Source organism: Ruania alba, from assembly GCF_900105765.1.
GTDB lineage: Bacteria > Actinomycetota > Actinomycetes > Actinomycetales > Beutenbergiaceae > Ruania > Ruania alba.
Window position 1 is genome coordinate 1,470,670 of sequence record NZ_FNTX01000002.1, and the last position, 25,297, is coordinate 1,495,966.

General features: G+C 68.7%; 20 protein-coding genes. 4 read left to right on the top strand and 16 right to left on the bottom strand.

Annotated elements, in window-relative coordinates:
- Position 1 precedes the first annotated feature (1 nt).
- From BLU77_RS16990 to BLU77_RS17005, 4 genes are read right to left on the bottom strand one after another with little or no spacing between them, the layout of a single operon-like run.
- Positions 2-1,321: an ABC transporter substrate-binding protein gene (locus tag BLU77_RS16990; protein WP_175477181.1), complete on the bottom strand. Its 1,320-nt coding sequence runs from the start codon at positions 1,319-1,321 to the stop codon at positions 2-4.
- Between the two features lie 37 nt (positions 1,322-1,358).
- Positions 1,359-2,411 carry a Gfo/Idh/MocA family protein gene (locus BLU77_RS16995; RefSeq protein ID WP_175477182.1) on the bottom strand — a complete coding sequence of 351 codons (1,053 nt, stop codon included), beginning with the start codon at positions 2,409-2,411 and terminating at the stop codon, positions 1,359-1,361.
- Positions 2,411-3,208: a ThuA domain-containing protein gene (locus tag BLU77_RS17000; protein ID WP_217632493.1), complete on the bottom strand. Its 798-nt coding sequence runs from the start codon at positions 3,206-3,208 to the stop codon at positions 2,411-2,413. The genes BLU77_RS16995 and BLU77_RS17000 overlap by 1 nt, the downstream gene beginning before the upstream one ends.
- The gene (locus tag BLU77_RS17005) at positions 3,147-3,998 is read right to left on the bottom strand and encodes a sugar phosphate isomerase/epimerase family protein (RefSeq protein ID WP_217632494.1); all 852 of its coding nucleotides are present in this window, start codon (positions 3,996-3,998) and stop codon (positions 3,147-3,149) included. Before BLU77_RS17005 ends, BLU77_RS17000 begins: the two co-directional genes overlap by 62 nt.
- Before the next feature lie 186 nt (positions 3,999-4,184).
- Between BLU77_RS17005 and BLU77_RS17010 the strand changes: the two genes are divergently transcribed.
- Both BLU77_RS17010 and BLU77_RS17015 read left to right on the top strand, forming a co-directional pair.
- Positions 4,185-5,228, top strand: coding sequence for a helix-turn-helix domain-containing protein (locus tag BLU77_RS17010; RefSeq protein ID WP_089774222.1), 1,044 nt, complete (start codon positions 4,185-4,187; stop codon positions 5,226-5,228).
- Positions 5,229-5,313: 85 nt separating this feature from the next.
- Entirely contained in the window at positions 5,314-6,066 is a 753-nt protein-coding gene (locus BLU77_RS17015) for a ParA family protein (protein WP_089774223.1), read from the top strand.
- Between the two features lie 96 nt (positions 6,067-6,162).
- Here BLU77_RS17015 and BLU77_RS22205 read toward each other — a convergent pair whose 3' ends face one another.
- The 7 genes from BLU77_RS22205 to BLU77_RS17040 form a co-directional block, all read right to left on the bottom strand.
- Entirely contained in the window at positions 6,163-6,387 is a 225-nt protein-coding gene (locus BLU77_RS22205; protein ID WP_175477184.1) for a PIN domain-containing protein, read from the bottom strand.
- The gene (locus BLU77_RS23265) at positions 6,288-6,554 is read right to left on the bottom strand and encodes a FitA-like ribbon-helix-helix domain-containing protein (RefSeq protein ID WP_425441226.1); all 267 of its coding nucleotides are present in this window, start codon (positions 6,552-6,554) and stop codon (positions 6,288-6,290) included. Before BLU77_RS23265 ends, BLU77_RS22205 begins: the two co-directional genes overlap by 100 nt.
- Positions 6,555-6,624: 70 nt before the next feature.
- Positions 6,625-8,580, bottom strand: coding sequence for an exodeoxyribonuclease V subunit alpha (gene recD / locus BLU77_RS17025; RefSeq protein WP_089774224.1), 1,956 nt, complete (start codon positions 8,578-8,580; stop codon positions 6,625-6,627).
- Positions 8,581-8,760: 180 nt separating this feature from the next.
- Complete coding sequence (locus BLU77_RS17030; protein WP_245708920.1) at positions 8,761-12,087, bottom strand: UvrD-helicase domain-containing protein; 3,327 nt, start codon at positions 12,085-12,087, stop codon at positions 8,761-8,763.
- The gene (locus BLU77_RS22770; RefSeq protein WP_342741490.1) at positions 12,084-13,346 is read right to left on the bottom strand and encodes a hypothetical protein; all 1,263 of its coding nucleotides are present in this window, start codon (positions 13,344-13,346) and stop codon (positions 12,084-12,086) included. The genes BLU77_RS17030 and BLU77_RS22770 overlap by 4 nt, the downstream gene beginning before the upstream one ends.
- Complete coding sequence (locus tag BLU77_RS22775; protein ID WP_342741475.1) at positions 13,265-15,565, bottom strand: exodeoxyribonuclease V subunit gamma; 2,301 nt, start codon at positions 15,563-15,565, stop codon at positions 13,265-13,267. Before BLU77_RS22775 ends, BLU77_RS22770 begins: the two co-directional genes overlap by 82 nt.
- Positions 15,566-15,594: 29 nt before the next feature.
- Positions 15,595-16,761 carry a citrate/2-methylcitrate synthase gene (locus BLU77_RS17040; protein ID WP_245708922.1) on the bottom strand — a complete coding sequence of 389 codons (1,167 nt, stop codon included), beginning with the start codon at positions 16,759-16,761 and terminating at the stop codon, positions 15,595-15,597.
- A 103-nt stretch (positions 16,762-16,864) separates the two neighbouring features.
- On the opposite strand from BLU77_RS17040, the gene BLU77_RS17045 reads away from it, so the two are divergent.
- Together BLU77_RS17045 and BLU77_RS17050 are read left to right on the top strand one after the other, a co-directional pair.
- Entirely contained in the window at positions 16,865-18,154 is a 1,290-nt protein-coding gene (locus BLU77_RS17045) for a citrate synthase (protein WP_175477185.1), read from the top strand.
- Positions 18,155-18,204: 50 nt separating this feature from the next.
- On the top strand, positions 18,205-19,104 hold the full coding sequence (locus BLU77_RS17050; RefSeq protein ID WP_089775962.1) for an SMP-30/gluconolactonase/LRE family protein: 900 nt from the start codon (positions 18,205-18,207) through the stop codon (positions 19,102-19,104).
- A gap of 69 nt (positions 19,105-19,173) precedes the next feature.
- On the opposite strand, the gene BLU77_RS17055 is transcribed toward BLU77_RS17050, so the two are convergent.
- From BLU77_RS17055 to BLU77_RS17075, 5 genes are all read right to left on the bottom strand, one after another.
- The gene (locus tag BLU77_RS17055; RefSeq protein ID WP_089774226.1) at positions 19,174-20,187 is read right to left on the bottom strand and encodes a LacI family DNA-binding transcriptional regulator; all 1,014 of its coding nucleotides are present in this window, start codon (positions 20,185-20,187) and stop codon (positions 19,174-19,176) included.
- Positions 20,184-21,719: a glycoside hydrolase family 1 protein gene (locus tag BLU77_RS17060; protein WP_089775964.1), complete on the bottom strand. Its 1,536-nt coding sequence runs from the start codon at positions 21,717-21,719 to the stop codon at positions 20,184-20,186. Before BLU77_RS17060 ends, BLU77_RS17055 begins: the two co-directional genes overlap by 4 nt.
- A 28-nt stretch (positions 21,720-21,747) precedes the next feature.
- Positions 21,748-22,671 (bottom strand): carbohydrate ABC transporter permease, encoded by a 924-nt coding sequence (locus BLU77_RS17065; protein ID WP_089774227.1) that lies wholly within the window; start codon positions 22,669-22,671, stop codon positions 21,748-21,750.
- The gene (locus BLU77_RS17070; RefSeq protein WP_089774228.1) at positions 22,668-23,840 is read right to left on the bottom strand and encodes a carbohydrate ABC transporter permease; all 1,173 of its coding nucleotides are present in this window, start codon (positions 23,838-23,840) and stop codon (positions 22,668-22,670) included. The genes BLU77_RS17065 and BLU77_RS17070 overlap by 4 nt, the downstream gene beginning before the upstream one ends.
- A gap of 88 nt (positions 23,841-23,928) precedes the next feature.
- Positions 23,929-25,266, bottom strand: coding sequence for an ABC transporter substrate-binding protein (locus BLU77_RS17075; protein WP_089774229.1), 1,338 nt, complete (start codon positions 25,264-25,266; stop codon positions 23,929-23,931).
- Positions 25,267-25,297: the final 31 nt, after the last annotated feature.

Here is a 25,297-nt window from a genome sequence, read left to right on the forward strand (position 1 = left end):
GTCAGGAGGCCATCTGGCTCTCGGCGCGAGCTGCCGCCCCCTGGATGGCTTGAGCAGCTGTCTCCCGACCGGTGAGGGCGCTCTGGATCGCGGTCTCAAGTTCGTCAATGACAATAGATGAGTTGGGGCTCTGGAACATATCCGGAGCGTCGACTGCGATAGTGCTGTAAATATCCATGACACGCTGTCCGCCCAGGAAGTCATCGGTCTTGTCGATAACTTCGGGAACGTCCCAGGCTGATTTCATTGTCGGCAGGTATCCGGTCGTTCTAAAACGGTCGACCTGTCCGTCCAGAGTTCCGTAGGCGTCCTGTAGTAACAGTAGGGCAGCGTCGCGCACCGGAGAGTCTTTTGATACAGCGAATCCCGTGCCACCCGACGTGCTCGTGCTAAATCCGCCCGCCTCGAAACGCGGCAATGGGGCGATCTCCCACTTTCCGGCCTGTTCTGGAGCGTTTGCCTGGAGGATGAAAGTATTGAACCAGTCGGGCATGAAGTAGGCTGCAACTCGGTCTTGTTTGAGAAGTGATGTTCCTGGTCCGCCGTAGAAGTCGCTCACGACCATGAACGTGCCGTTTTCTGCGCCATCCACCAGAAGTTGGAGCGCCTCGACCGCCTCCGCGCTGTCGATGGTCAGGTTTCCATCAGAATCGAACATACCGCCGCCACGTTGCAGCAGCAGGATTTCGAACCAGGTGATATCGGCGTTGCCGATGACGCCCAGACTTATTCCGTGCCGCTCGGATATCTCCCCTCCAATCCGTATGTAGTCTGTCCAGGTTTCTGGTTCTGGTATCGAATACTGTTCCCATAGGTCTGTGCGCTTGTACAGGGTGACCAGCGGAAACTGAGACTCCATCGCGTAAACCTTGCCATCGTCTGTGTACGGCGCAACCCTCGCTTCGAAGAACTCGTCACGGGGTGCGCCCATAGCTTCGGTCAGGTCGACCAGGGTTTCGGCGGCGATGTGGTTTGTCATGAACCTGGGAAAGCTCTTGATTTCGATCCCAAGAAGACCGGGAAGTGCGCCACTGGCTGAGTATGCGGTCAATGCCTTGGTGGTGATGTCGTCGGCGGAGGACTGTAGCTCAGTGATCTCGTACTCGTACGGACTGTCGTTGAGGGCAGCCGCACGTTGGGCGAAGAACTCTGTGAACTCGGCTGCGTTGCTCCACACTGGGACAGAGACCGGTCCTGACGTCGCCTGCTCAGGTTCACTCGAGCCAGCGCAGGAGGCGAGTAGTGGAGCGATCGCCGCTGCCGCGGTGATTCCGAGTGCAGAGCGTCTCGTGATCCTGGGAGTTGGGATATTGGCATTCATCGTGGTGACCCTTTCTGCTCGCTTCGTCGCGAGTCGGTCATGCCGAGGGAACTCGGAGAGTTGTCGTGCGGTCGATGAGGGGCAACGTGAGGAGGGATCGGGTGTTGGCAGACTGGTAGGCGCCAAGTAGAAGTTCGGTGGTGGCATGTCCGCGGTCGGCGTCGATCACGCTTGGCACTTCTGCTCTGGTGGCGTGGAGAATCTCGTGCACCGAGTCAATAAAGGCATCTGTGTAGTTGTAGCTGCTCGTGTTCGCCTTGTCTTGCTGAATCAGGTACGTGCGTACGAGGTCGTTCTCGTCGCCGTCTCGCAAGACCAGGTTGGCGCTGTTTGGTGCTAACCGCATGACACCATCAGTCCCGGTGACAATGAGGCCGGCGCCTGACAGATGTGAGCTTGATCGGATGAGAACGAGCGCGTCGTTGGGAAAGCCGATTTGAAGGAGCATCTCGTCTTCGACGAGGTGGCCGTAGCGCGTCTTTCCGGACTGCTGCGCGGCAGCGAACAGCCATGATGCAGGCGGGTCGTTGAGCAGGTGGCAGGCCATGTCGACCCAGTGGCTGCCCCAGGACATGAGGTCCCAGCCGCCTCCGACGAAACCTTCGATGCGTAAGATGGTGCCGAGGTGGCCATCGTCGATGAGTTGCTTGGCACCGCGGTATGGCTGTTCGAAGCGGCGCTGATGATTGACGAAGAGTCGTACCCCTGCGTCTGAAGCGGCGCGGACCATCTCGTCAATCTCGTTCAAGCTGACGGCCATGGGCTTTTCGCAAAGTATGGTCTGCACACCTGACCCGATCGCCTGCAACACCATTTGGTGGTGAAGTGTCGGCCACGTGCATATGCTCAAAACGTCGATCTGCTCATGTGCTAGGAGGTCGCCCAAGGAACCGTATGCGGTTGCATTCTGGTTCTGGGCAGCGAGGGCCTCCGCGTTCTGAATCTGAATGTCCGCGACGGCCGTGAGGGTGGTGTCGGGATGAACTGCATAGGCGTTGGCGTGCGCCTGGCCGATTGAGAAGCCCTCGAGGTTCTGGTTGGTCTTCGCAACGGGAGCGCCCGCTCCGACGATGGCTGCTCGATAGGTCATCATCGCTCCTGCAACTGGTGGTCATCGGCGATCACGGACGAGATTCCAGCCCAGAGGTGGCTCCGGATCATCGAGTTTTCGTACGTCGTTGGCTCGTGTCCGAGGGAGGTGTACCACGTTCGTGCGGCACCGACCTTCGATCGCCAGGCAATCGGGTGGTCAGCGCCCATGCTCGAGTCCTCAGGGTCGTAGGTCCCTTCATCGACGGTAAGGAGTACCTCCACGTCAGCTCGGGGATTGCGATCGAACGCGTACCACTCATCGGTCCAGCGCCATTGTGCAGGCAACATGCTGACCGATGGGTCGTCGGGTCGTTCCACAGTCACCGTCGCGGTCTGTAACTGGCGCTTCGTCGGATGGCTGCGGAAGCGTGCACCGACAAGCTCGTCAAAAAGTGCCCAGTCACGCTCACAGTCGGAGGCAGCGTGTATGCCTGCAAACCCTCCTCCGCGTGCTGTGTAGCCTTCATAGGCGCTCCGCTGTGTCGCGTCGAGCAGACCTGTGCCGGAGGTGTGCGCCCACACCACGGCAAGAGCATCGTTCAAGTTCTGCTCCGTGAAGATCGTCGAATCGTCAGTCGCGACAAACGGAATCGCGTTCTCCTTCGCCATGTCGCCGATAGCGCGCACGGTGGCGTCAATGCACGTGTGCCGAAAGCCGACGGTTCCCGAGAATATGATGAGTCGTCCCACCGTCACAACCTCTCTGTTTAGTACCGTGCTGAGCAATTGATGGTCAGCGTTCTGCGCCGAGGCGACTAAGGTATGTTGCTGAATCGAGCACGGCTTCGTCGCCACCGATCTCAAGCGTGGTATGACCGTCGAACCCGGCCCCTTCCAGAGCCCGGAACGCGCCCTCGATGTCGATCACACCGGAACCGAGCGCGATCGGGGACATGCCGCAGCCATAGATCGTGCCCCGGCGTTCCTCCCACTCGCTGCCGAGGTCCTTCCAGTGGACATGCTGGATCTTCTCGCCGAACGTACGCACATACTCGACCGGATCGGTGCCGGCCAGCCAGATATTCCCGGTGTCGAGGTTGAGCGCGAGGGCGGGGGAGTCGATCCGCTCGAGCAGGGCCGATGTGCCGTCGATAGTGCCGGTGATCGGACCGTGTGGTTCGAGCAGGATGGTCACGCCGTGGTCCTCAGCCACCCGTAACGGCTCGTGCAACTTCTCCGCGATCGTGAAGACGGCTTCTTTCTGATCGAGGTTCTTCCCGAACGGTGTGACCGGCTCACCCTCGGTGGTGATGACATGGGGCACGCCGATCGTGGCGGCGGACCGGACAGCCTTGATGATCTCTGCCGTGCCGTACCGCCACGGGGCGGCGGCGTCCAGCAGGTCGGAGTGCGCGCAGTACGAGGTGATCTGCAGCCCGCGGTCCTCGAACAGCCTCTTCAGGTCGAACGGGTTGGAGTCGAGACTCGCGACCGCACTGAACCCGAAGTGGTTCCCCAGGACGGCACCGTCCGACGTGTCGGTCACGTCGGCGTAGGTGAAGCCCCAGTCCCGGATCCGGTCGAGCTGGTGGTCGAGAGTTGAAAACGGGTCGACGAGGGCGAAGCAACCGATTTTGATAGCCACGTATGGGTCTCCTCCTCATTGAGTCGGGCCGTGTTGCCCGTAACTACTGACGATGAGGCTAGGACTCAGAACTTCTCGATGTCGTTCGACTTCGACCAGTGATGAATCGTGAACATCGATATCGTTGCCGCAGAGCATGGCCTCCGCCTAGGTTCGACGTCAGGAAGGGCTCGAGGAGGAGGCCGTATGCCCACACAGAACGACGCCATGGCAATGGGTCGCAACGGCGGTGCCAACCCGGCGACGTTCGAGGCGCCCACAGGAACCTTCGTGGCAGACACCTGCGCCCCGCTGAGGGAGGCGGGCGCCAGCGGCGAGATCGACCTCTGGGCGTTCGGCCGGGGTACCTACCCGGGTGAGCCGATCGCGTCGGACGTGCTTCCGCAACTGAAGAACGTCGGTACCTGGGAGATCACCAGGGACCAGACGTGGGGTCTGGACTGGCACCGCAACGAGGGCATCGAGTTCACCTGCGTCTCGGCGGGTGCCATCCCGTTCTCCTGCGAGGGAGAGGACTTCGATCTCAGTGCCGGCCACGTGACGGTTACTCGCCCGTGGCAACTACACCGGGTCGGCCGCCCGCATGTGTCCTCGTCCCGACTGACCTGGTTCATCCTCGATGTCGACGTGCGCCGACCGAACCAGGAGTGGGTGTGGCCCACCTGGCTCCCGATCCCCGCTGACGACATAGCCCGACTCACCGACCTGCTGAGTCTCAACGAACGACCCGTGTGGCGTGCCAGCAGGGGCCTCCTGACCGCGGTTGACACGCTCGAGCGCACGCTCCGGGGCGAGGTCAGCCAGCCGATGGCACGGATCGCGACCAGCGTGGTGGAGATCTTCATCGAGCTGCGTGATCTCCTGGAGCACCACGAGCCCGTCCTCGACCCGTACCTGTCCTCGACCGAGCGGACGGTGCACCTCTTCCTCGAGCGGCTGCGGGAGCGGCTTCAAGAGTGCTGGTCGGTGGACCAGATGGCCGCGGAATGCGGTCTCGGCCGCACCCGATTCGTCCACTATTGCAAGCAGATGACGAATCTGACCCCGCAGGAGTACCTGAACCTCGTGCGGATCGAGCACGCGAAGCAGCTGCTCACCACCACGGACCTGCTGGTCTCGGACATCGCGCAGTTGTGCGGTTTCGCCTCGAGCCAGTACTTCTCGACTCGATTCCGTCGGCTCACCGGGAGGCAACCGGCTCAGCTGCGACGGGACCGGGCCACGGCCTGACCATTCTCGGTGTATGGCGCGCGACATCCCGGATTCGGTCTGCCCCAGCAGTGACAAGGCCGGGGTGCCCTCGTAGGGTGCCCGTATGAAGGTCATTGCGGTGTACTCCACCAAGGGTGGGGCGGGGAAGACGTCGGCAGCGGTCAACTTGGCCTCGGAAGCAAGCAAGTCCGGCGCGGTGCTGTTGTGGGACCTGGATGCTCAGGGGGCGAGCACCTACCTTGCAGGTGTGAAGCCCAAGCTCAAGGGCGGGGTCGCCAAGCTGCTCAAGGGGAGCAACTCGATCTCCGACGTGGCCCGTAAGTCCGCGTTTCCCCGCGCTGACGGCAGTCACCGGATCGACGTCGTCCCCGCCGATGACTCCTACCGGGAGCTTGAGCTGATGCTTGATGCGGCGAAGGGCTCGCGGCGCCGACTGCAGAAGGTCCTCAAGGACGCCTCCGGTACCTATGACACCGTCATCCTGGACTGTCCGCCCGGTGCCTCGTTGGTGGCGGAGAACGCGGTGCGCTCGGCAGATGTCATCGTCACGCCTGTGCCCCCGGCCGCACTGTCGCTCCGTTCGCTGGAGCAGGTGCGCGACATCGTCGCGGATTCCGCGAAGCCCGCCCCGATCCTGGCCTTCCTCTCCATGGTGGACCGTCGCAAGCTCACCCATCGTCGCGCCGTCGAGGACCTGCCCGCCGAGCACTCCGAGATCGTCGACGTCGTCGTGCCCGCCAGCGTGGTGGTGGAACGCATGGGGGCCGAACGCGCCCCGGTGGCCGCATTCGCGCCGCGGCACCAGGTGACGGAGGCGTACACGCAGTTGTGGAAGCTCGTCGCGCAGCACGCGTGAGGGCTGACGCGCCCCTCCCATGCGGGGCCAATCGTTCGCGTCCGGTTTGCAGGTGCGGCGTGAGACCCTGCACGCAGGTACGCACATGAGGTTTGGCTAGGAACCGTGCTTCCACGGATTGATGAGCCGGACCTGCGTGTGCGTGAAATCCTTGACATTCCGGGTCGCGAGATCGAAGCCTCCGGCGCGGCAAATTGCGGCGATGAGACCGTCCATGGTGCTCAGGGCACGCCCGCGGGAGCGTCCGTGGGACCGCAGCGTGGCGAACTGTGCGCCTGAGGCTTCGTCGAAGGGGAGTATTCGCCCTTCGAAGAGTGGCACGGTCTCGTCCTCGAAGCGCTGCCCACCTTCTCGTGCTCTGTCGGATGGGTCGCCTCTTCGGGAATGCTCCGAACCTCGGCCTCCGTGCTGCGCCCATGGCGAGCGGCACGTGCCTTCAACGCGCGGTGGGTTTCGTCAGAGAGTTTGCGAACGGTGATGGCAGGCATGACGACCTCCAGTGATATCAATTCAGGAACGATGCCATCATCGTGTGTAGGTCGGGCTGTTCTCACCCGATCAGCCCAACGGTTCCCGCAGCCCGCTCGCCCGCCGCACCGGGTGCGCCACCGCGGCCCGCACGGCCTCCTCGGTGCCGACCACCCGCACGAACTCCTGCGCCCGCGTCACCGCCGTGTACAGCAGCTCGCGCGTCAGCAACGGTGACGTCGCCGGCGGCAGGATCAGCGACACCCGCCCGAACTGACTGCCCTGCGCCCGGTGCACCGTCATGGCATGCACCGTCTCCACGGGAGGCAGCCGGTGCGTGCGCACCAGCATCGGCCGGTCCGGGTCCCCGAACGCGGCTACCACGCTCTCACCGTCGGCGATCAATACTCCCGTGTCGCCGTTGTACAGACCGACGTCCTTGTCGTTGCTGGTCACCAGGATCGGTCGGCCCACCGCCCACGGGTGTCCGGCGCGATGTCCACCCACCGCAGCAGTACCCTCCTGGACCCACGCCTCCACCTGCGCCGCCCACCGGGCCACTCCGGCCGGACCCCGCCGGTGCGCGAGCATCAACCGATGCGCGTTCAGTGCCTCGAGTGCCCCGGCCGCATCCCCGGCCACAGCTTGTGCCACCAGCTTCTCGCCCGCCGCCACGGCGTCCGCGCGCACACCGACCACCGCCGCCTCATCCAGCTGCTCGACGTCGGCTGCCACCAGCTCCACTCCGTGCCGGCCCGCTCGCAGCAGCTCCAGCACCTGCTCGGCATTACCGGCGCGGATCGCGGCCGCTAGCGGGAGGATCTCCGAGCCCTCTTTCTGCCGGTGCACGGTCGTCAACCGCACCACCCCGTTGCCCAGGTCCGCGGCCACCGTCGGGCCGCCAGCCACTCCACCCGCCAGCGCGCTGGTTCCCTCGGTGCCCAGGCCCAACCCGGAGGGTGCCGCCGCGACCGGCGGCCGCGCCACCAGGTCACCGAGCACCGCACCCGCTTCCACCGACGCCAGCTGATCCGGATCGCCGACCAGCACCAGCCGCGCGTCCGGGCGCAACGCCTCCAGCAGCCGCGCCATCAACGACAACGGCACCATCGACGTCTCGTCCACGACCACCACATCATGTGGCAGATGATGGCTCCCGTCATGCCGGAACCGGGTGGTGCTCCCCGGCTTGTACCCGAGCAGCCGGTGCACCGTGGTCGCCTCCGGCAGCCCCACACGCTCCCGATCGGCGTCCGGCAACGCCCCCACCACCTGGGCGGCTGCCTCTTGCAACCGGGCCGCTGCCTTTCCTGTCGGGGCTGCGAGCGCCACCCGCGCCGGACCGGCCACGTCCTGCAGGACGGCCAGCAGCCGCGCCACCGTCGTCGTCTTCCCGGTTCCCGGGCCACCGGTGAGCACCGTCAATCGCCGCCGCAGCGCGTGCGCGGCCGCCAGTCGCTGCCGGTCGTCGCCCGCATCCGGGAACAAGCGCTGCACCGCCGGCGCGAAGTCCCCCGTTACCTCCAGGTCCGGAGCGATCAGCCGGGCGTCGATCAACCGCCGCACGGTCAGCTCGTCCCGCCAGAACCGGTCCAGGTACAGCCGGCCGTTCACCCAGCGTGCCGGGCGCACGTCCGGGTGCGACCCTCCCGCCGCATCGTGCCCATCCACTCCGACGGCGACCATCGGGCTGGCCTGCACGGCTGCCACCCATGCGGCGTGCTCGGGCCATGGGGGCGGCTCCGCCGCCGCGTCCTCACCCTGACCGGCGTCGTCGGGGATGCGCAGCGCCGCCAGCTCCGACTCCTCACCCAGGTGCAGGCACACCGACCCTCCGCGCAGCGCCCGCACCGTCAGCGCCGCCGCGAGCAGCACCCGCTCGTCGCTCTCCCCGGTCAGCCGGCCCAGCCGGGTCGCCACCTGCACATCGGTCGCCGTCACCAGGCCGGCCGCGTTGAACTGTGCCAGCAGCGGGGGAGCCCCGACGGCGGTGCGTACGTCTCCATCGACACTCGCCATGGCGTCGGTGGTCGTGATCGCGCTCATGGTGTACCCCTCTCTTGCGGGCCGACACCGTCGAGCACCTCCGACAGCGCCGCCACCAGACCCGCCGGTGGCCGCCACGCGAGCACGCCGTGGGGCGACCCGTCCGGTCCCACCGGTGTGTCCGGTCCCGCCATGCCACGTACGAAGAGGTACAACCCTCCGCCCAGGTGCACGTCGGGGTTATATCCGCGCAGCCGCCATCGCAGGTACCGGTGCAGCCCCACCAGGTACAGCAGCAACTGCAGCGGATAGTGCGCCTGCAGCATGGCACTCACGACGGCGTCCGGCCGGTAGTCGTGCACGGTCAGGTCGGCGCCGAGCGCGCCGAGGCGGTTCGACTTGTAGTCGCAGACGAGGAAACTCGCAGGACGGCTCGTACCGCTGCCTCCGTGCCCCGCAGCACCGCGTCGATCGAGCCGGTGAGATACCCCCGCAGCTCCGCGGGGCCCTGCGGTTCGGCGGCGAGGGTGCGCAGCATCGACGGATACGGCGCGAACATGTCGCCCGGTTCGACGTGGGCCTCGAGCACGTCAGCGATGTCGTGCAGTGTGGCCGCCTGCCGCGCAGCGCTCCCGTCACCCTGACCGTCCTGCCGCTGATCTCCGCCGGCGAGCGGGAGCTCGAACTCCAGCTCGGCGAGCCGGTCCGCGGGTCGAACTCCGCCAGGGTGCGCCCGCCTGCGAGCGGACCCAGTGGGGTGCGCATCACCGTCCCCAGCCCGCTCGCCAGCGAATCCACGTCTAGCCCGTCCACTCGCGCCGACGACGCCGCCCGGCACCGCGCCAGCAGTTCGGCGTCCAGATCGGCCGCCGCCGTGTCGGCGTACTCGAGCACCTCGTGCACCAGGGTGCCGAACGCTGCCCCGGCTGGCTGGTTCGCCATCGGGGAGGGCAGGTCGAGCCCCGGAGCATCCGGTGCCGCTGACACTCCCGCCAGGACGCTGTCCTCCCCAGCGTCACCGTCTGCGCTGCCCGGTTCGTCCAGCACGCCCGCATCCTCCGGCTCACTGAGCACCCCGGTCTCGCCGCGAGCCGCGTCACCAGCCGGTGCCGCGTGCGCCTGGTGCGCCGCCGCGGTCAGTGCCGTGTAGGACGCTCGCCGCCAGCTCACGTCCGGCAGCCGATCCAGGTGGGCCACGCTCAACTCCGGCTGCTCCCGCACGGGCTGCTCCCACCGCGCTCTGCTCGGTTCCATCGGCGCCACCTCGGCCGCGATCGTTCCTCCCGAGCGCCCGGCGATCGTCTCGAACGCGTCGGTGACCGTATCGTCCCGCATCGCTCCTGGTTCCGCCGCCACCGCCGGGGCACCACCGAGGTCGCGCCCGCCGAGCAACACGCGGGTGAGCGGACCCTTCGCTGTGTTGCGGGAGGGGACCCAGTGCGCGACCACCTGGTGCCGGGCACGGGTGAGCGCCACGTACAGCAACCGCAGATCCTCGCCCCGGTCCTCTCGCTGGTACCGCTCGCGCGCCTCCCGGTACAGCTGCGAACCGGGCCCGCCCACGTGCAGGATGCGGCGCCCGTCGTCGGCGTGGAAGCCGAGGATCGAGGGAGTGGCCGACTCGAACCGGTCCCACCCGAACGGCACATACACCACGCCGAACTCCAGGCCCTTGCTGGCGTGCACCGTCACCACCTGCACGGCGGCCGCATCGGTCTCCAGCCGCCGGCTGCGCTCCTCCTCGAAGTCCCGGGTCGCCTCCCGGATCCGACGACGCAACCACCCCGTCAATGCCGCCGCACCGAGCCCCTCGGTGACCGCGACCGTGTGCAGCACCTCGCCCACGTGCCGCAGGTCGGTCAGCCGTCGCTCCCCGGTCGTGGTCGCCATCAGACGTTCCGCCACACCGCCTCGGGTGACCGCCTCGTGCAGGGCGGCCACTCCGCGGGTGGTGAGCAGACGTGCCCAGGTGCGCACCGTCTCGGCGAGCCGGTCCCGGTCGGTGTCATCCGCCGTCGCCAACCTGCGGGCATCCCACCCGATGAACGGGGTGAGGGCCAGTGCCGAGGCTCGCCCGTGCGAGCCCGGTTGTTCGAGCGCGTCCAGCAGGGTGAGCCATTCCCGGGCGGCGGGGGTGGCGAACACGCTCGACAGCCCGGAGACCACCGCGGGGACCCCACGGGCGCTGAGCTCGGCTCGCACCTGCTCGGCCTGCGCGTTCGTGCGGGTCAGCACGGCCACGTCACCCGGTTGCAGCGCCCGCCAGTGTCCGTCCTCCTGGACCTGGGTGCTGCCGAGGCGGGAGACGATGTCGGCGGCCGTGTCGGCGGCGATGAAGGAGCGCGCATCACCGACGTAGGGGTCCTTGCCCGGGCGCACTCCCAGGGCCTCGCGGGTGACCTGCCGCAACCGCAGCGCCGGTCCACCGTCGAACCGGTGCTCCCGATGGGCAGCCTCGACCGGTCCCACGGTGATCTGGTCGTGGCCCAGCGCGGCCCCGCCGAGCACGGTGTGCAACGCCTCGAGCAGCGGAGCGTCGCTGCGCCAGTTCGTGCCCAGCGTGGCGGTGGCGACGGCATCGTGCTTCGCGTCCAGGTAGGCGAGCACGTCGGCGCCGCGGAAGGCGTAGATCGCCTGCTTCGGGTCGCCGATCAGCACCAGGGTGCGATGGCGGTGGAAGGCGGTGCGCAGGATCTCCCACTGCACCGGGTCGGTGTCCTGGAACTCGTCCACCATCACCACGCGGTAGCGGTCCCGCACTCGTTGGGCCGCCGCCGGGCCGTGCACCGGGTCCCGTAGCGCGTCGCGCAGCAGCACGAGAAGGTCGTCGTAGTCCATCAGGTGACCGACTCGCTTGCGCCGCTCGGTCTCGGCCCGCACGGCTACTGCGAGCCGGTACCGGAGGGTCCCCAGATCCGAGTTGTCCTCACCCTTCGGTTCCAGCTCGGCGCCATGATCGCTGACGGCGGCCCGCCCCAGTGCGTAGAGCTCGTCCGGGTTCAGGCGCGGCTTCTTCTCGTTGGAGAACTCCTGGATGTACAGGTCGTCGGTGACCTCCTGCACCAGGTCGGCCACGTCCGCGACGAACGTGGCCGCCGGATCCACATCGGCCGCGATCCCCAGCGCGGTGAGCATCTGCTGGCAGAACCCGTGCGTGGTGGTGATCGTGGCTGCGTCCAGCTGGGAGAGTGCTCGCGCCAGGCGGGCCCGCCGCCGGTCCAGCTCGTCGGCATCCACATCGGCGAGTTGCGCTACGAGCGGGTCCTCGCTGGCGGCCGGGTCGGCCGAGCGCAGCGCCCGTTCGGTGCTCACCAGGCGCTCGCGCACCCGGTCACGCAGCTCGGAGGTGGCGGCCCGGCCGAAGGTCACCAGCATCAGGTCCCGCAGTTCGGCCACACCTTCGGCCACGTACCGGGCGGTCAGTGCGGCGATGGTGAACGTCTTCCCGGTGCCGGCGCTGGCCTCCAGGACGGTGGTGCCCTCCGGGAGCGGTCCGTGCACATCGAAGGTCGCGGGCCCTGGCGCCATAGCGCCGCGGACCTGACCGGTGGGCTGCGTCTGGTTCATGAGGTGATCCGCTCCTCACTGGCGAGCAGGGGGTCCCACACGCGGCGGGCCAGGGCGCCCAGTCGGGTGGTCTCCTCCGGGTACCGCTCGCGGTCCTGTTCCGACGGCGTCCCGGCCACGGACTCCAGGCTCGCCCCGTCCCCGAAGCACAGGAGATGGAAGGGGTCGTCGGCCTGGTAGTCGTAGCGCCACCCCCGGCGCACCTGCGCCAGCGCCGAGTCCGGCCCGGCACCCTTGGAACGCGCGGTGGCGTAGCGTTCGGCGATCTTCGGAGGGATCGGCAGCGGCATACGCGATGCCTCGATGTGCAGCGCCACCAGATCGGCGAGTGCGGCAGCCGGATCCTCCGGCGGCCGTAGGCGGCTCGCGGCCGCCGTCGGGCTGTCCTCCCCGTACCGGTTGCTCTCCCCCCGACCGATCGTCACGGTGTGCCAGGCGCGGTCCGGTTCGGTCGTGGCGAGGGCCAGCAGTTGCACCCACGCCCGCAGCCGGTGCTTGGCCCCGAGCTTGGAGTACTCCGCACGCACCACCCGGTCGCTGTGTACCCCGGGCACGGTCCCGGCCACCAGCACGGAGCCGACCTCGGCCAGCACGTCCCTCCCGGTCGCGCTGCCCATGCGCGCCGCCTCGGTGGCCATCGCATGGATCGGGCGGATCCGTTCCATCACCTCCAGCAGCGCGGCGTTCCCCAGCTGCCGTGGTGGCATCTGCCCGCGGCGCCACTCCGCCTGGAACGCTTGCCGGGGTTCAGCCCCGGCCAGTACCGCGGTGAGGATGCGATCGCCCGCTGCCCAGGAGTCCAGCGGTCCCACGCTCAAGGGCAGGCGCTCGTCCACCTCGTCCTCGTCGCGCAGCAGCTGCACACCCAGCCGGCGTCGGACGAACCACTTGGCAGGGTGCTCGAGCAGCTCCACCAGCTCGTCCAGGTCGAGCACCGGTCGCTCGGCTGTGCTGGTGCCCACCGCACCCCCGTTGCCAGCGGGAGCAGCACCACCCACGGACGCTCCGCCGTCGGGAATCGGCAGCGGCTCGGTGACCAGTACGCCTGGGGCCACCCGCTCATCTCGGCCGGCGCGGGCACCGCGGAACGCCGCCACATCAAAGCTGAACGGCCCCGGTGCACCCAAGGCCCCCGGGGTGAAGGCGCGCTCGTCCACCGTCTGCAGCGGGTGGTGGGTCACCACCTGATCGCGCACCGGTTCGCCGCCTGGTGCGGTGGCGATCCGGTCCAGCGCATCCACCAGCTCGGCCACCGGCACTGCGGGTGGCCGGGGTGCACCGCTGCGCTCGTCGGCGCCGGTGTGCACCACCACCAGATGCTCGCCGGCGGCGGTGATCGCGTCCAGGAAGATCTGCCGGTCCTCGCTGCGCAGGTCCCGCTCGCCCAGGCAAGGGTCGCGCGCGAGCAAGTCATCCCCGCTCGGGTGGGGGATCGCGGGAAGGCGCCGTCGTCCATCCCGAGCAGGCACACCACCCGGTGCGGCACCGCGCGCATCGGCTCCAGCGAGCACACCGTCAGCGCGCCCGTGCGGAACCCGGAGCGGGTGGGTCGGCCCGCCAGCCGGTCGGCGAGCAGGGCACGCACATCCGCCAGCAGCAATCCTGACTCCTCGTGGGTGTCCGAATTCTGCACGGCGCCTGACTCGCGCACCCCGGCGAGCACTCGGCGGGCATGGATCGTCTGCCACGGTTCCTCCGGCTCGGTCAGCAGCGTCACCGCATCCTCGAGCGTGTCCAACCAGTGGTGCAGCGGGTGCGCACCGTCCAGCCGTGCCAGCAGACGGGTCAGCCGATCGATCAGCTCGGCGAACCGGCCGGCGACGTCCACATCGGTGGAGCCGACGTCGTCCACCGGCAGCGCTGCACCCACGTAGCGGGATTCCTCCTCGGCCATCGCCACCCCGAGCAGCACGCGGTCCAGTGCGGCGTCCCAGGTGCCCTGCCGGACCGAGGGGTCGATCCCGTACCGGGCCCGGCGCGCACCGTCCTCGCCCCAGCGCACCCCCACCTCGACGGCCCACGTGCGCCACCGGTTCAGATCGTCCTCACTGAGCCGGAACCTGCGCCGGACCGGGGTCGAGGCCGCCAGATCCAGGACCTCCGGTGCACTCACGCGGCTGTCGGCGAGGCGCAGCAGGGTGTCCACCACCGTGAGTACCGGGTTCGTGCTGCGTGCGCCCCGGTCGGCGAGGCTGACCCGAAGCTGTTGCCCCGGGTGCACCTCGGTGGTGCCGTCGGCCGTGGCGCCGAAGGTCGCGGTGATCAGCGGGGCGAAGGCGTCCACGTCCGGGCACATCACCACCACGTCCCGGGGCTCCAGGCTGGGGTCGGCGGCGAACAGCCCGGTGAGCACCTCGCGCAGCACCTCCACCTGCCGGGCCCGGCCGTGACAGGCGTGCACCTGCACGCTGCGGTCGTCCTCGGCGACCGGCTGGGTGCCCGGTTCCGGTTGGTCCAGGCGAATCGAGCGCTGCAACCGGCCCAGCAGGGTGGCCAGCGGTTCCGGTACTGGGTGGTGGCTCGTCGTGGCCGGCCCCTGCATCACCCGGTGCTGCAGCTCGGTCGCGTCGGTGCCCATCGAGACCAGCAACGGATGCCGGGCCGCCGGCTCCTGCTCGGCTCGGCGGATCCCGGGAGGAGGCATGCCGGCGACGGCGTCCCACACCACCGGGGAGGGGTGCGGCAGCCACAGGTGCACGTCGCGGTGCACGGCCAGACCGCGCAGCACGCGGAGCTGGTCCTCCGGCAGGCGGGTGGGGCCGAAGACCGACACCCGGTCGGGGAGGTCCGTCGTTCCCGGGTCCGCCTCGAGCGCGCCCAGTGCCGCGGTCAGGGTCTCGGCCGGGCTCGCGGAGCCGATGTGCTCGCGCACCCGGCGCCATAGGGCCGGCTGCCAGGTCAAATCGTCCGGCACCGGGAGACCGTGGCCATCAGTGTCGGTGCCGTCCAGCCACGCCGTCACCAGATCGGGACGCTGATGGGCGTACGCGGAGAACGATCTGGCGATCCGCTGCGCGAGCGCCACGCGTCGGGACCGCCGCACGGTGTCGACCGAATCGAGACCGGCGGGGCCGTCAGCGGCCTCACCCACATACCGGGCCAGCGGGGCGGCCCAGTCCTCGCCCAGGCAGGCGTCGATCGTCTCCAGCACCGGCCACACCAGGCGCGCCGAACGCCACGGGTCCTCGTCCGGGTCGATGCCGGTCGCAGCCCCGAGCACCGCCTGCACCAAGCGCCCGGGGGAGCGGAAGTCCACGTTCGCGCACACGCCCGCGGAACCTGCGCCGTCGGAAACTCCCAGATGGTGGGAGAGGCGTTGGGCGAGCCACCGCTCGATTCCGCGGGTGGGAACGGCCACCACGTCTGGGGTGAACGGATCCTCCGGCGCCTCGGCGAGCACCTCTGCGAGCGGCGCGACCAGGGCGTCGGTGCGCTCGGAGCGGTGGATGTGCAGCACGTCGGCCATGCTACGGCGCACCGCTGACATCCCGGTGCGCCGATTGGCGACTAGTGATCGGGCACTGGCTGTGGGGCTGGTGGCCCGACATAGCGGGCCGAAGGCCTGATGATCTTCGCATCCGCACTCTGCTCCAGGATGTTCGCGGTCCAGCCGAGCACCCGGGCGGCCGCGAACGTCGGTGTGAACAGGGCGCGCCCGATCCCGACGATCTCCATGACTACCGCGGCGTACCACTCCAGGTTCGTGTGCAGGGCACGGCCCGGCTTGTGCTGGTCGAGCAGCACCGGCACGCGCTCCTCGACCGCGACGGCAAACTCGACCCGTGGCCCGCCGAATCGCTGGGCGACTTTCTTCAGGAGCGCTGATCTCGGGTCCTCGGTGCGGTACACCGGGTGCCCGAAGCCCATGATCCGGGCACCGGACTCCAGCTGGGTCCTCACCCAGGCGTCGATGTTCTCGGGTGTGCCGATCAGGTCGAGGCTGTCGAGTGCGCGGCTCGGGGCGCCACCGTGCAGTGGCCCGGAGAGCGCTCCAAGGGCGCCTACCAGGCACGCGGCGCCGTCAGCGCCGGTCGAGGCGATCACTCGGGCGGTGAACGTCGAGGCATTGAACCCGTGGTCGATCGCGGCGACCAGGTAGGCGGAGAGTGCCTCGACGTGCTCCTCCGGCGCCTGAGTGCCTTGGATCATGTAGAGGAAGTTGGCCACATAGCCCAGGTCGGGGTGCGGGCTCACCGGCGTCTTGCCGGCGTGTATCCGGGCGAGTGCCGCGATGATCGTGGGCACTTTCGCGGCGAGCGCGATCAGATCGGCGCGACGTTCCTGCAGTGTCAGGTCGTAGAGCGGACGCAGCCCACGCCGGTCACCTTCGAGCGAGAGCGCCACCCGGAGCCCGGAGAGTGGATCGGAGCCGCTACTGGTCGCAGCGGTAGTGGGTAGTGCCGCGAGCATATCGGCGGAGAGCGGCATCTGGGCGGCGACTTCGGCGGCGAATGCGGCACTCTCTCGGCGATCGGGTAGCGACCCGTCGAGCAGCAGCTTCCAGACGTCCTCCACGGATCGGGATGCGGCCAAGTCCGTGGCCGAGTACTGGCGGTAGTGGTAAAAGCCTTCGTGCCCACGTACGTCGCCGAGCGCGGTGTCGGTCACCACAACGTTGGTGAGTCCGCGGGGCACGGTGATCGGAGTGTTGTTCATGCGGGACGGCGCGGTCATGGTGTTCTCCTCGTTCGCTGGTGACGGCGTTGCCCCAGGACAGCACCGGCATTGATAGCGGCATAATCAACGTTGATCCGATCAATGTTCGCGAGGGGTGCATGTGAGTGAACCACTGCCTCGCCTGACCACGGCTCAGGCGGCCGCTCGGCTGGGTGTGAAACCTGCGACGTTGTATGCCTACGTCTCGCGTGGGCGAATCAGGAGCACTCGATGCGAGACCGGCGGCTCGACTTTCGACGCCCTCGAGGTGGAGGAGCTCGCCGCTGCACGGCGATCCGGCCGGGTCGTTGCGCCTGCATCATCAGCAAATAGGACGCAGGGCCGGCCGCTGATGGTGCTGGGTTCGCCGCTGACGTTGATCGAAGATGATGAGCTGTACTTCCGTGGTGTCCGAGCTACCGACCTGGCTCGGACCTGCACGGTCGAAGAAGCGATCGAGTTTCTCTGGACCGCAGGGGTGAGCAACGGCCCACCAGCACCCGGGGTGGAGCCGGTGGTCGTGGCACGCGCGAGCCAGGCAGGAGACCTGCTCGGACCGTCCGCCCGCTCGATCGACCGGATGCAGATCGCCGTCACGATCGCCGGAACGCACGACCCGTTCCGGACGGAACTCAACCCGGAGGGTGCGAGAACCGCGGGGCGGCAGATCGTCGCGATCGTCGTCGACGCCTTACCGGATCTCGGCAAGCCCGCACCGCTCACGGCGCCCTTGGCGCACCGGCTCTGGCCGAAGCTGACCGCACAACCGGCCACGGCCGCGGACCTCGATCTCATCGCTGCTGCACTTGTGCTGTGCCTGGACCATGATCTCGCCACCGCGACCCTCGCTGCGCGGGTGGCCGCCACCGCCCGCGCCCACCCGTATGCCGCCGTCGCCTCGGCGCTCGCCGCCTTCGACGCTGCCTTGCACGGATCAGCATCGATCGCTGCCGTGCAGATGCTGCGCGACGTGCTCGGGCCGACGCGCCCTGAGCGGGCAGTCGCTGAGCACGTGGCGGGGGGCAGCGGCGTGCCGGGCTTCGGCCATGTGCTGTACCGACGCACCGATCCCCGCGCTGCCTTCCTCTTCGACGCGATGGCGGCGATGCCGCGGTACGAGCTCGCGATCAATGCGGCGCAACAGGTCGGTGCGGTGATCGCACCGCGCACCGGACGTCCCGCGAACCTCGACCTTGCGCTCGCTGTGATGGCCATCGGCGCGGACATGTCCGCAGACGCGGGGCAGGTCCTCTTTGCGACCGCACGGACAGCGGGGTGGATCGCGCACATTGCGGATGAGTACTCCCAGGCCCCGCTACGGCTCCGGCCGGAGTCGCACTACACAGGTCCGCGCCCAGACGGCGCTTCTCACAGGGCCGCTGAGGGAGCGCCGTGGCCACGGCCGAACTGAAGACTGCTCACGCACTCCACGGTGGCGACGTCGTCTGCCAGGCTGGGGCTATGGTCGAACTCTTCACCGAGCCCGGCGCCCAGTTGCGCCGCCTGTACACCGGCAGCGTCTGGGCCGAGGGCCCCGTCTGGCTGCCCGGCCCGAGCCCGCAGGGCAGAGTCCGCTGGAGCGACATCCCGAACAACCGCATCCTCGAGCACGACGTGGCCGCCGGCCGCACCCGCGTCTACGCCAAGGACGCCGAGTTCACCAACGGCCGCACGCTCGACCTGACCGGCGCCGTCGTGCAGTGCTCGCACGGGCGGCGCGCGGTGGAGCGGGACACCCCGGACAACGGCAAGCCGGCGCCGGTGACCCTGGTCGAGACCTGGCAGGGCCACCGGTTCAACTCCCCGAACGATGTGGTGGTCGCCTCCGACGGGGCGATCTGGTTCACCGACCCCCCGTACGGGATCCTCACCAACAAGGAGGGCCGCCAAGCTCCCCAGGAATACGACGGCTGCTACGTCTTCCGCCTGGACGAGACCACCGGTGCGGTGAGCGCGGTGGTCACCGACATGATCCACCCGAACGGGCTCGCGTTCTCCCCGGACGAGTCGGTCCTGTACGTCTCCGACACCGGCGAGGGAGCCGGCCACATCCGTGCCTACGATGTGCAGAGTCCCGACGGCGGCCCTCCCCGATGCGTGAACGGCCGAGTTTTCGCCACGGTCCGTCCGGGCGCCCCGGACGGGTTCCGGGTGGACACCGAGGGTCGAGTCTGGACCTCCGCCTGGGATGGGGTGCAGATCTGGTCACCCGACGGTGAACAGCTCGGGCTGATCGAGGTCCCCGAGCACGTGGCGAACCTGTGCTTCGGCGGCGAGGACGGCCACGACCTGTTCATCACCGCCACGACCAGCCTGTACACGATGCGGGTCACCGGGTCCGAGGCGCCCCGCCCTTCCTGACAGGATCGACGGTCCTCAGCACATTGCTGCCTCATTCGGCAGCAGGTGCCCCAGATCCCGTCGAAACTCTCACGCCGTCCCGCCCTCGACCAGCTCGGGCGTGAGCGTCAGCACCCGCGGCTGCGCCGGTGCCGGTCCGCCGTCGAGCATCGCCAGGAGTGTCTCGGTCGCTGCCGCGACCATCTGCACCAGCGGGTTGTACACCGTGGTCAGGCGTGGCGTGGTCCGCTCGGCGACCCCGAGGTTGTCGTAGCCCACGACTGCGACGTCGTCGGGCACCCGCCGGCCGAGGTCGGCCAGCACCTGCATCGCACCGACCGCCATCAGGTCCGAGGCCACGAAGACGCCGTCCAGGTCGGGATGGGTCTCGAACAGCTCGGCCGTCGCCCGGGCCCCGCCCTCCACGGTGAAGTCGCCGTGGGTGACGGCATCCGTGGCCAACCCTGCCTCCGACACCGTCTGACGCCACCCCTCGAGCCGGTCCAACGCTCCGGTCATGTCCATCGGCCCGGTCACGGTCCCGATCCGGCGGCACCCCCTCGCCAGGAGCCGGGTGGTTGCGATGGAGGCACCGGCGGTGTTGTCGGTGTCGACGTAGGGCACACCCGAATCGACGAACGGACGCCCGACGAAGACCACGGGAAGCTGCGCGTCCGCGAGCTGTTCGTCGAGGTGGTCCTCCCGGTGGTGCGAGGCCACGATCGCACCATCGACGTGCCCGCTGCGCAGGTACCGCGCGGTGCGGCCGGGCCGTTCACCCTTGCGGGCGAGCAGCAGCACCAACTGCAGGTCGGTGCCCATCAGCCCATCACTCACCCCGCGCAGCAGGCCCGCGAGGAAGGGGTCGGAGAGGATCCGGGCGTCCGGTTCTGGCAGCACCAGCGCGATCGACCCGGTCCGCCGGGTCACCAGCGATCGGGCCGCGGGGTTGGGCGAGTACCCGAGTCGCGCGATGGCGTCGTCCACCGCCACCTGGGCCTCCGGGGACACGCGCTGGCCGCCGTTGATCGCCCGGGACGCGGTGGAACGGGACACCCCGGCCGCCTGCGCCACATCGTCGAGAGTCACGTTCGGCCGGGTCATGAGCGCGAGCCTAGCCGCGCAACGCGGGGCGGAAGGCAGTGATTCGCCGCCACCCGCGCATACCAGTGCCCGGACGCCTTGACCGTGCGCTCCTGCGTCTCGTAGTCCACCCGCACGATCCCGAACCTCTTGCTGTATCCCAGCGCCCACTCGAAGTTGTCCAGCAGCGACCATGCGAAGTATCCACGCACGTCGGCCCCTGCCTCCATCGCCGCCGCGACCGCGCGCAGGTGCGTGTCGAGGTAGGCGATCCGGTCCGGGTCGTCCACGGTGCCATCCGCTCTCACCTGGTCCGGGTAGGCCGCCCCGTTCTCGGTCACGTACATCGCCACCTCGCGCGGTCCGGTGTAGTCGGCCTGCAACCGCAGCAGCAGCCGGGTCAGCCCCTCGGGCTGCACCTCCCAGCCCATGTCCGTGGTGGGCAGCCCGCGGCTACGGTGGTGCACCGACCCCACCGGCTGTGGTGGAGACACCTCACGGTGAGGTCCGTCGCCGACTGAACGGACGCCGTCGGGCCGGTTCTGCCCGGCCGGCACGGCCTGATCAGGGTGGCCGGAGACTGCCGCCCCGTTGTAGTAGTTCACCCCGAGCACGTCGATCGGGGCCGAGATCAGTTCCAGGTCTCCGTCCCGCACGTGGTCGAGCAGGCCCAGGTGGCGGGTGTCGTCGATGATGTCGGCCGGGTAGGTGCCGGTGAAGATCGGGTCCAGGAAGATCCGGTTGAAGAAGCCGTCCTCGATCCGTGCCGCCTCCACATCGTCCGGGTCGCCCGGATCGTACGGGTCGGCCACCGTGAAGTTCAACGTGATCCCCAGGCTGGCGTCGGAGTCCCGACGACGGATCTCACCCAGGGCGAGCCCGTGCCCCAGGAGCAGGTGGTGGGCTGCCGCCAGGCCGTCCTCGGGCGACTGGCGCCCGGGGGCGTGCACCCCGGCGGTGTAGCCGAGGAAGGCCGAGCACCACGGTTCGTTCAGGGTGGTCCAGGTGCGCACCCGGTCTCCCAGCGCCTCGTACATCGCCACGGCGTAGTCGGCGAACCGGTACGCCGTCTCCCGGGTCGGCCATCCGCCGTCGGCCTCCAGTGCCTGCGGCAGGTCCCAGTGGTACAGGGTCAGCCACGGGCTGGTCCCGGAGCCCAGCAGCTCGTCCACCAGACGCGAGTAGTAGTCCAGGCCGGCGCGGTTGAGGGTGCGTCCATCCGGCATCACCCGTGCCCAGGAGGTGGAGAACCGGTAGGAGTCCAGGCCGAGGTCGCGCAGCAGCGCCACGTCCTCGCGGTAGCGGTGGTACTGATCGCACGCCACCGAGCCGTCGTCGCCGGCGTGCACGGCACCGGGGATCTGGCAGAACACGTCCCAGATCGATTCGCCGCGCCCACCCGTCCCGGCGGCGCCCTCCACCTGGTAGGCCGCAGTGGCGGCGCCCCACCGGAAGGTGGCGGGAAAGGTCACCGCGCCGGTGGGCTCCGGCAACGGGCTGGACACAGCGAACGGGACGGAGCGGGCGAGGGGTGTGGTGGTGCTGCGGATCATCGGGCGGGTTCCTCCGGACGGCGACATGTCAGCCCTTCACTGCGCCGGTCATGATCCCGGCCACCAGTTGCTTGCCGACGATCGCGAAGATCACCAGCAGCGGGAAGGTGACCAGGAAGATGCCGGCCATCACGAGGGAGTGGTCAGTGAAGTAGTTGCCCTGCAGGGACTGCACCACCAGCGGCAAGGTGGGGTTCTGCGAGTTCAGCACGATGGAGGGCCAGAAGAACATCGTCCACTGCATCACGAACCAGAACAGGAACAGCATCGCCGCGGCCGGGGCCGCCGCGGGCAGGGCGACGGACCGGAACGTGCGCAGCATCGAGGCCCCGTCCACCCGGGCCGCCTCCACCAGCTCGTACGGCAGCGCCGAGGAGAGGTACTGGGTCATCCAGAACACCCCGAACGGGCACAGCATGGCCGGCACGATCACCGCCTGCAGCTTGCCCACCCAGTCCAGGTCGGTCATCAGGATGTACAGCGGGATCACCCCCAGCTGGGTCGGTACCGCCATCGTGGCGATCACGAACACGAGCAGCCCGCGGCGCCAGGCGAAGCGCAGCTTGGCGAAGGCGAAGCCGGCGAGCGTGGAGAAGAGAACCACCGACAGCGACGCGGTCACCGAGATGATCACCGAGTTCGCCAGCGCCTTCCAGAAGTTGATCTGGCTGGAGGCCATCACGGTGGCGAACCGGTCCAGCAGGCTCAGGTCCGGAAGCCACTGCGGCACCGCCTGCTGGGAGATCTCCTCCTGGGTGGAGGAGCCGAGCACCAGGGTGTAGTACAGCGGGAAGGCCGAGATCACCAGCGTGATCGCGAGCAGCAGGTAGGTGACCCAGCCGGGGCGGCGGGCGGCAGCGCGGACGGCTCGGGACCCACGGTCCCGCCGCCGTGCGGCGGCTCGGGCGGCGCTCTTGCCGGCGGTCTGTGCGGTGACTCCGACGGAGCTCATCGCGTCCCTCCCTTCTCGTCCCGGGAATCGGACGTCGATCTGGCGGTCTCCGGGCGTTCCGGTGACGGCGGAGGCTGGCCTGGCGGGGCGCCGTCGGGCAGGGCGGTGGGTGCGGGGGTGGCCCGCATGGCAGCGCGCGCCTGTGCCTGGGCGATCAGCGCCTTGGTGTGGTGCCGGCTCACCGGTGACCGTTCGCCGTCGGAGGTGGCGATACGGTTGGTGAGGAGGAAGTTGATCAGCCCGATGCACACGATCAGCACGAACAGGATCCAGGCGACGGCGGCCGCGCGCCCGAAGTTCTTCTGGTTCCCCCAGGCCACGTCGTACAGATAGAGCACGGTGGTCATCCAGTTCCGACTCGGCCCGCCCAGGCCCTGGGCATCGAACATGCGGACCTCGTCGAAGATCTGCATCCCGCCGATCGTGGCGGTGATGACCACGAAGACCATCGTGGCGCGGATCTGCGGGACGGTCACGGAGAAGAACTGCCGGACCCGGCCGGCGCCGTCGATGACCGCGGCCTCGTAGAGCTCACGCGGCACCGCCTGCATCGCGGCCAGCAGGATGAGCGCGTTGTACCCGGTCCACCGGAAGTTCACGATCGTGGCGATGGCCACATGGCTGGCGAAGCGGTCACTGTGCCACCCGACCGGGTCGAGCCCGATACCGGCGAGCATCGCGTTGATGAGGCCGTACTGGTCGGCGAACATGCGCCCGAAGATCATCGAGACCGCCACCGGGGCGACGACATAGGGCACCAGCACGCCCATCCGCCAGAACGTCGCCGCGCGCAGGTTCTGGTCCAGCAACGCGGCGATCGTGATGGCGAGCGCGAGCTGGGGGATCGCGGAGAGCACGAAGATCGAGAAGGTGTTCCCGACGGACTTCCAGAACACCGCTTGCCCGAGCACGTCCGCGAAGTTCGCCAGACCGACGAACTCGCCCTGCCCGCCCAGCAGGTTCCATTCATGCACCGAGACGTAGGCGGTGTAGACGAGGGGGAACGCACCCGTGAGGGCGAACAGGAGGAAGAACGGGGAGATGTACAGATAGGGCGAGAGCTTGACGTCCCAGCGGCCCAGCCGCTGCGAGAAGCCCACCCGGCGCGGGGGGCGAGGATCGCCAGTGCCGCGGGTGCGGGCCGGGGCGGGGGTATTCAGGGCAGTCATCGGTGGCTTCCTGTGGCGTGGACGTGGGTGCTCTCGCGCCGGGCCGACCCGATCCTGCGTGCTCGATCGGGTCGGCCGGCGGCTCAGGTCACATCAGGCCGAGGGAGTTGAACGACTCGACCGCGCCCTCCCAGCTGGTGTCAGCGTCCTGCTCCTGCGTCACATCCACCCGCAGGATCGCGTCCTGGACGGCCTGGTGGATCGCGAAGTAGTTCGCCCCCTTGAACGGTGCTCCCTCGATCGCCTCGGCGCGTGAGGTGAAGACCTCACCGACCGGAGCTTCGTTGAAGAACGGGTTCGTGAAGTTCTGCACCGCGTCGGAGGACTGTGCCTCGATCTGCGAGGGGAACGTCCCGGCGTTCTCGAACGCAACGGTCTGCTGCTCCGGTGCGGTGAGCCAGGCGGCGAGCTCAGTGGCAGCCTCGGTGTTCGCGCCGGAGGCGGGCACGGTCAGGAAGGACCCGCCCCAGTTGCCACCGCCGCCGGGGAAGACGTCGGCGACGTTCCAGCCGTCCACACCACCGGCGCGCTCTTCGATCGGCCCGGTCATCCAGGCTGGGCAGAGCATGGTGGCGAAACCGTCGTTCTGGAACGCGGCGTCCCAGTCGGCGGTCCACTGCTCGAGGCCGGCGGAGAGCTCGTCGTCCACGGACGCGGTGAGCACCTGGTCGTACAGGTCCTGCACGGCGGTGTTGGTGGCCAGGTCGAGCGGGTCGCCGGTACTCGCGTCCTCATAGGCGGACTCGAGTTGGTTCACCATGCCCTGGTAGGTGGGCTGGGCACCGTCGAACCAGGCGACGTCGGAGGCGGCCACGAAGTCGCGGCCGGCGGCGAAGTAGTCCTCCCAGGTGGCGTCGTCCCCGCCGAGCAGCTCGGCGACCTCGGCCGGGTCGGTGGGCAGGCCGGCGTCGGCGAACAGGTCCTGGCGGTAGCAGATCGCCTCGGGGCCGATGTCGGTGCCGTAGCCGAGGAGTTGACCATCGAGGGTGGTGGCCTGGGCGACCTTCCAGTCCAGCCAGCGGTCCTCCAGCTCGGGGTCGGTCAGATCGGTGAACAGGTCCGGGTACTGCATCAGCTCGGGGAGCCAGTCCACCTCGATGGCCTCGATATCCGACAGCCCTTCCCCGCCGGCAGCGATCTTGGTGGTGAGGTTCGTGCGGGCTGCCTCGGAGGTGTCCGCGGTGACCAGCTCCACGGTGACGCCCGGGTGCTCGGACTCGTACTGGTCGAGCAGTTCGTCGGTGTAGCCGAACTGGTTGAAGGTGGCGACGGTGAGGGTGATCTCGTCGGTGTCGGAGCCGCTGCCTGATCCGGTACCTCCGTCCGAGCCGGACGCGTCGTCGCTGCACGCGGCGATGCCGGCGACGACGAGTGCTCCGGTGGTGGCCGCCACGAGGCGGCGTGCGCGGGCAGGTGTGCTGAACATGGTGACGTCCTTGTCTGAGGTGGTCGGCAAT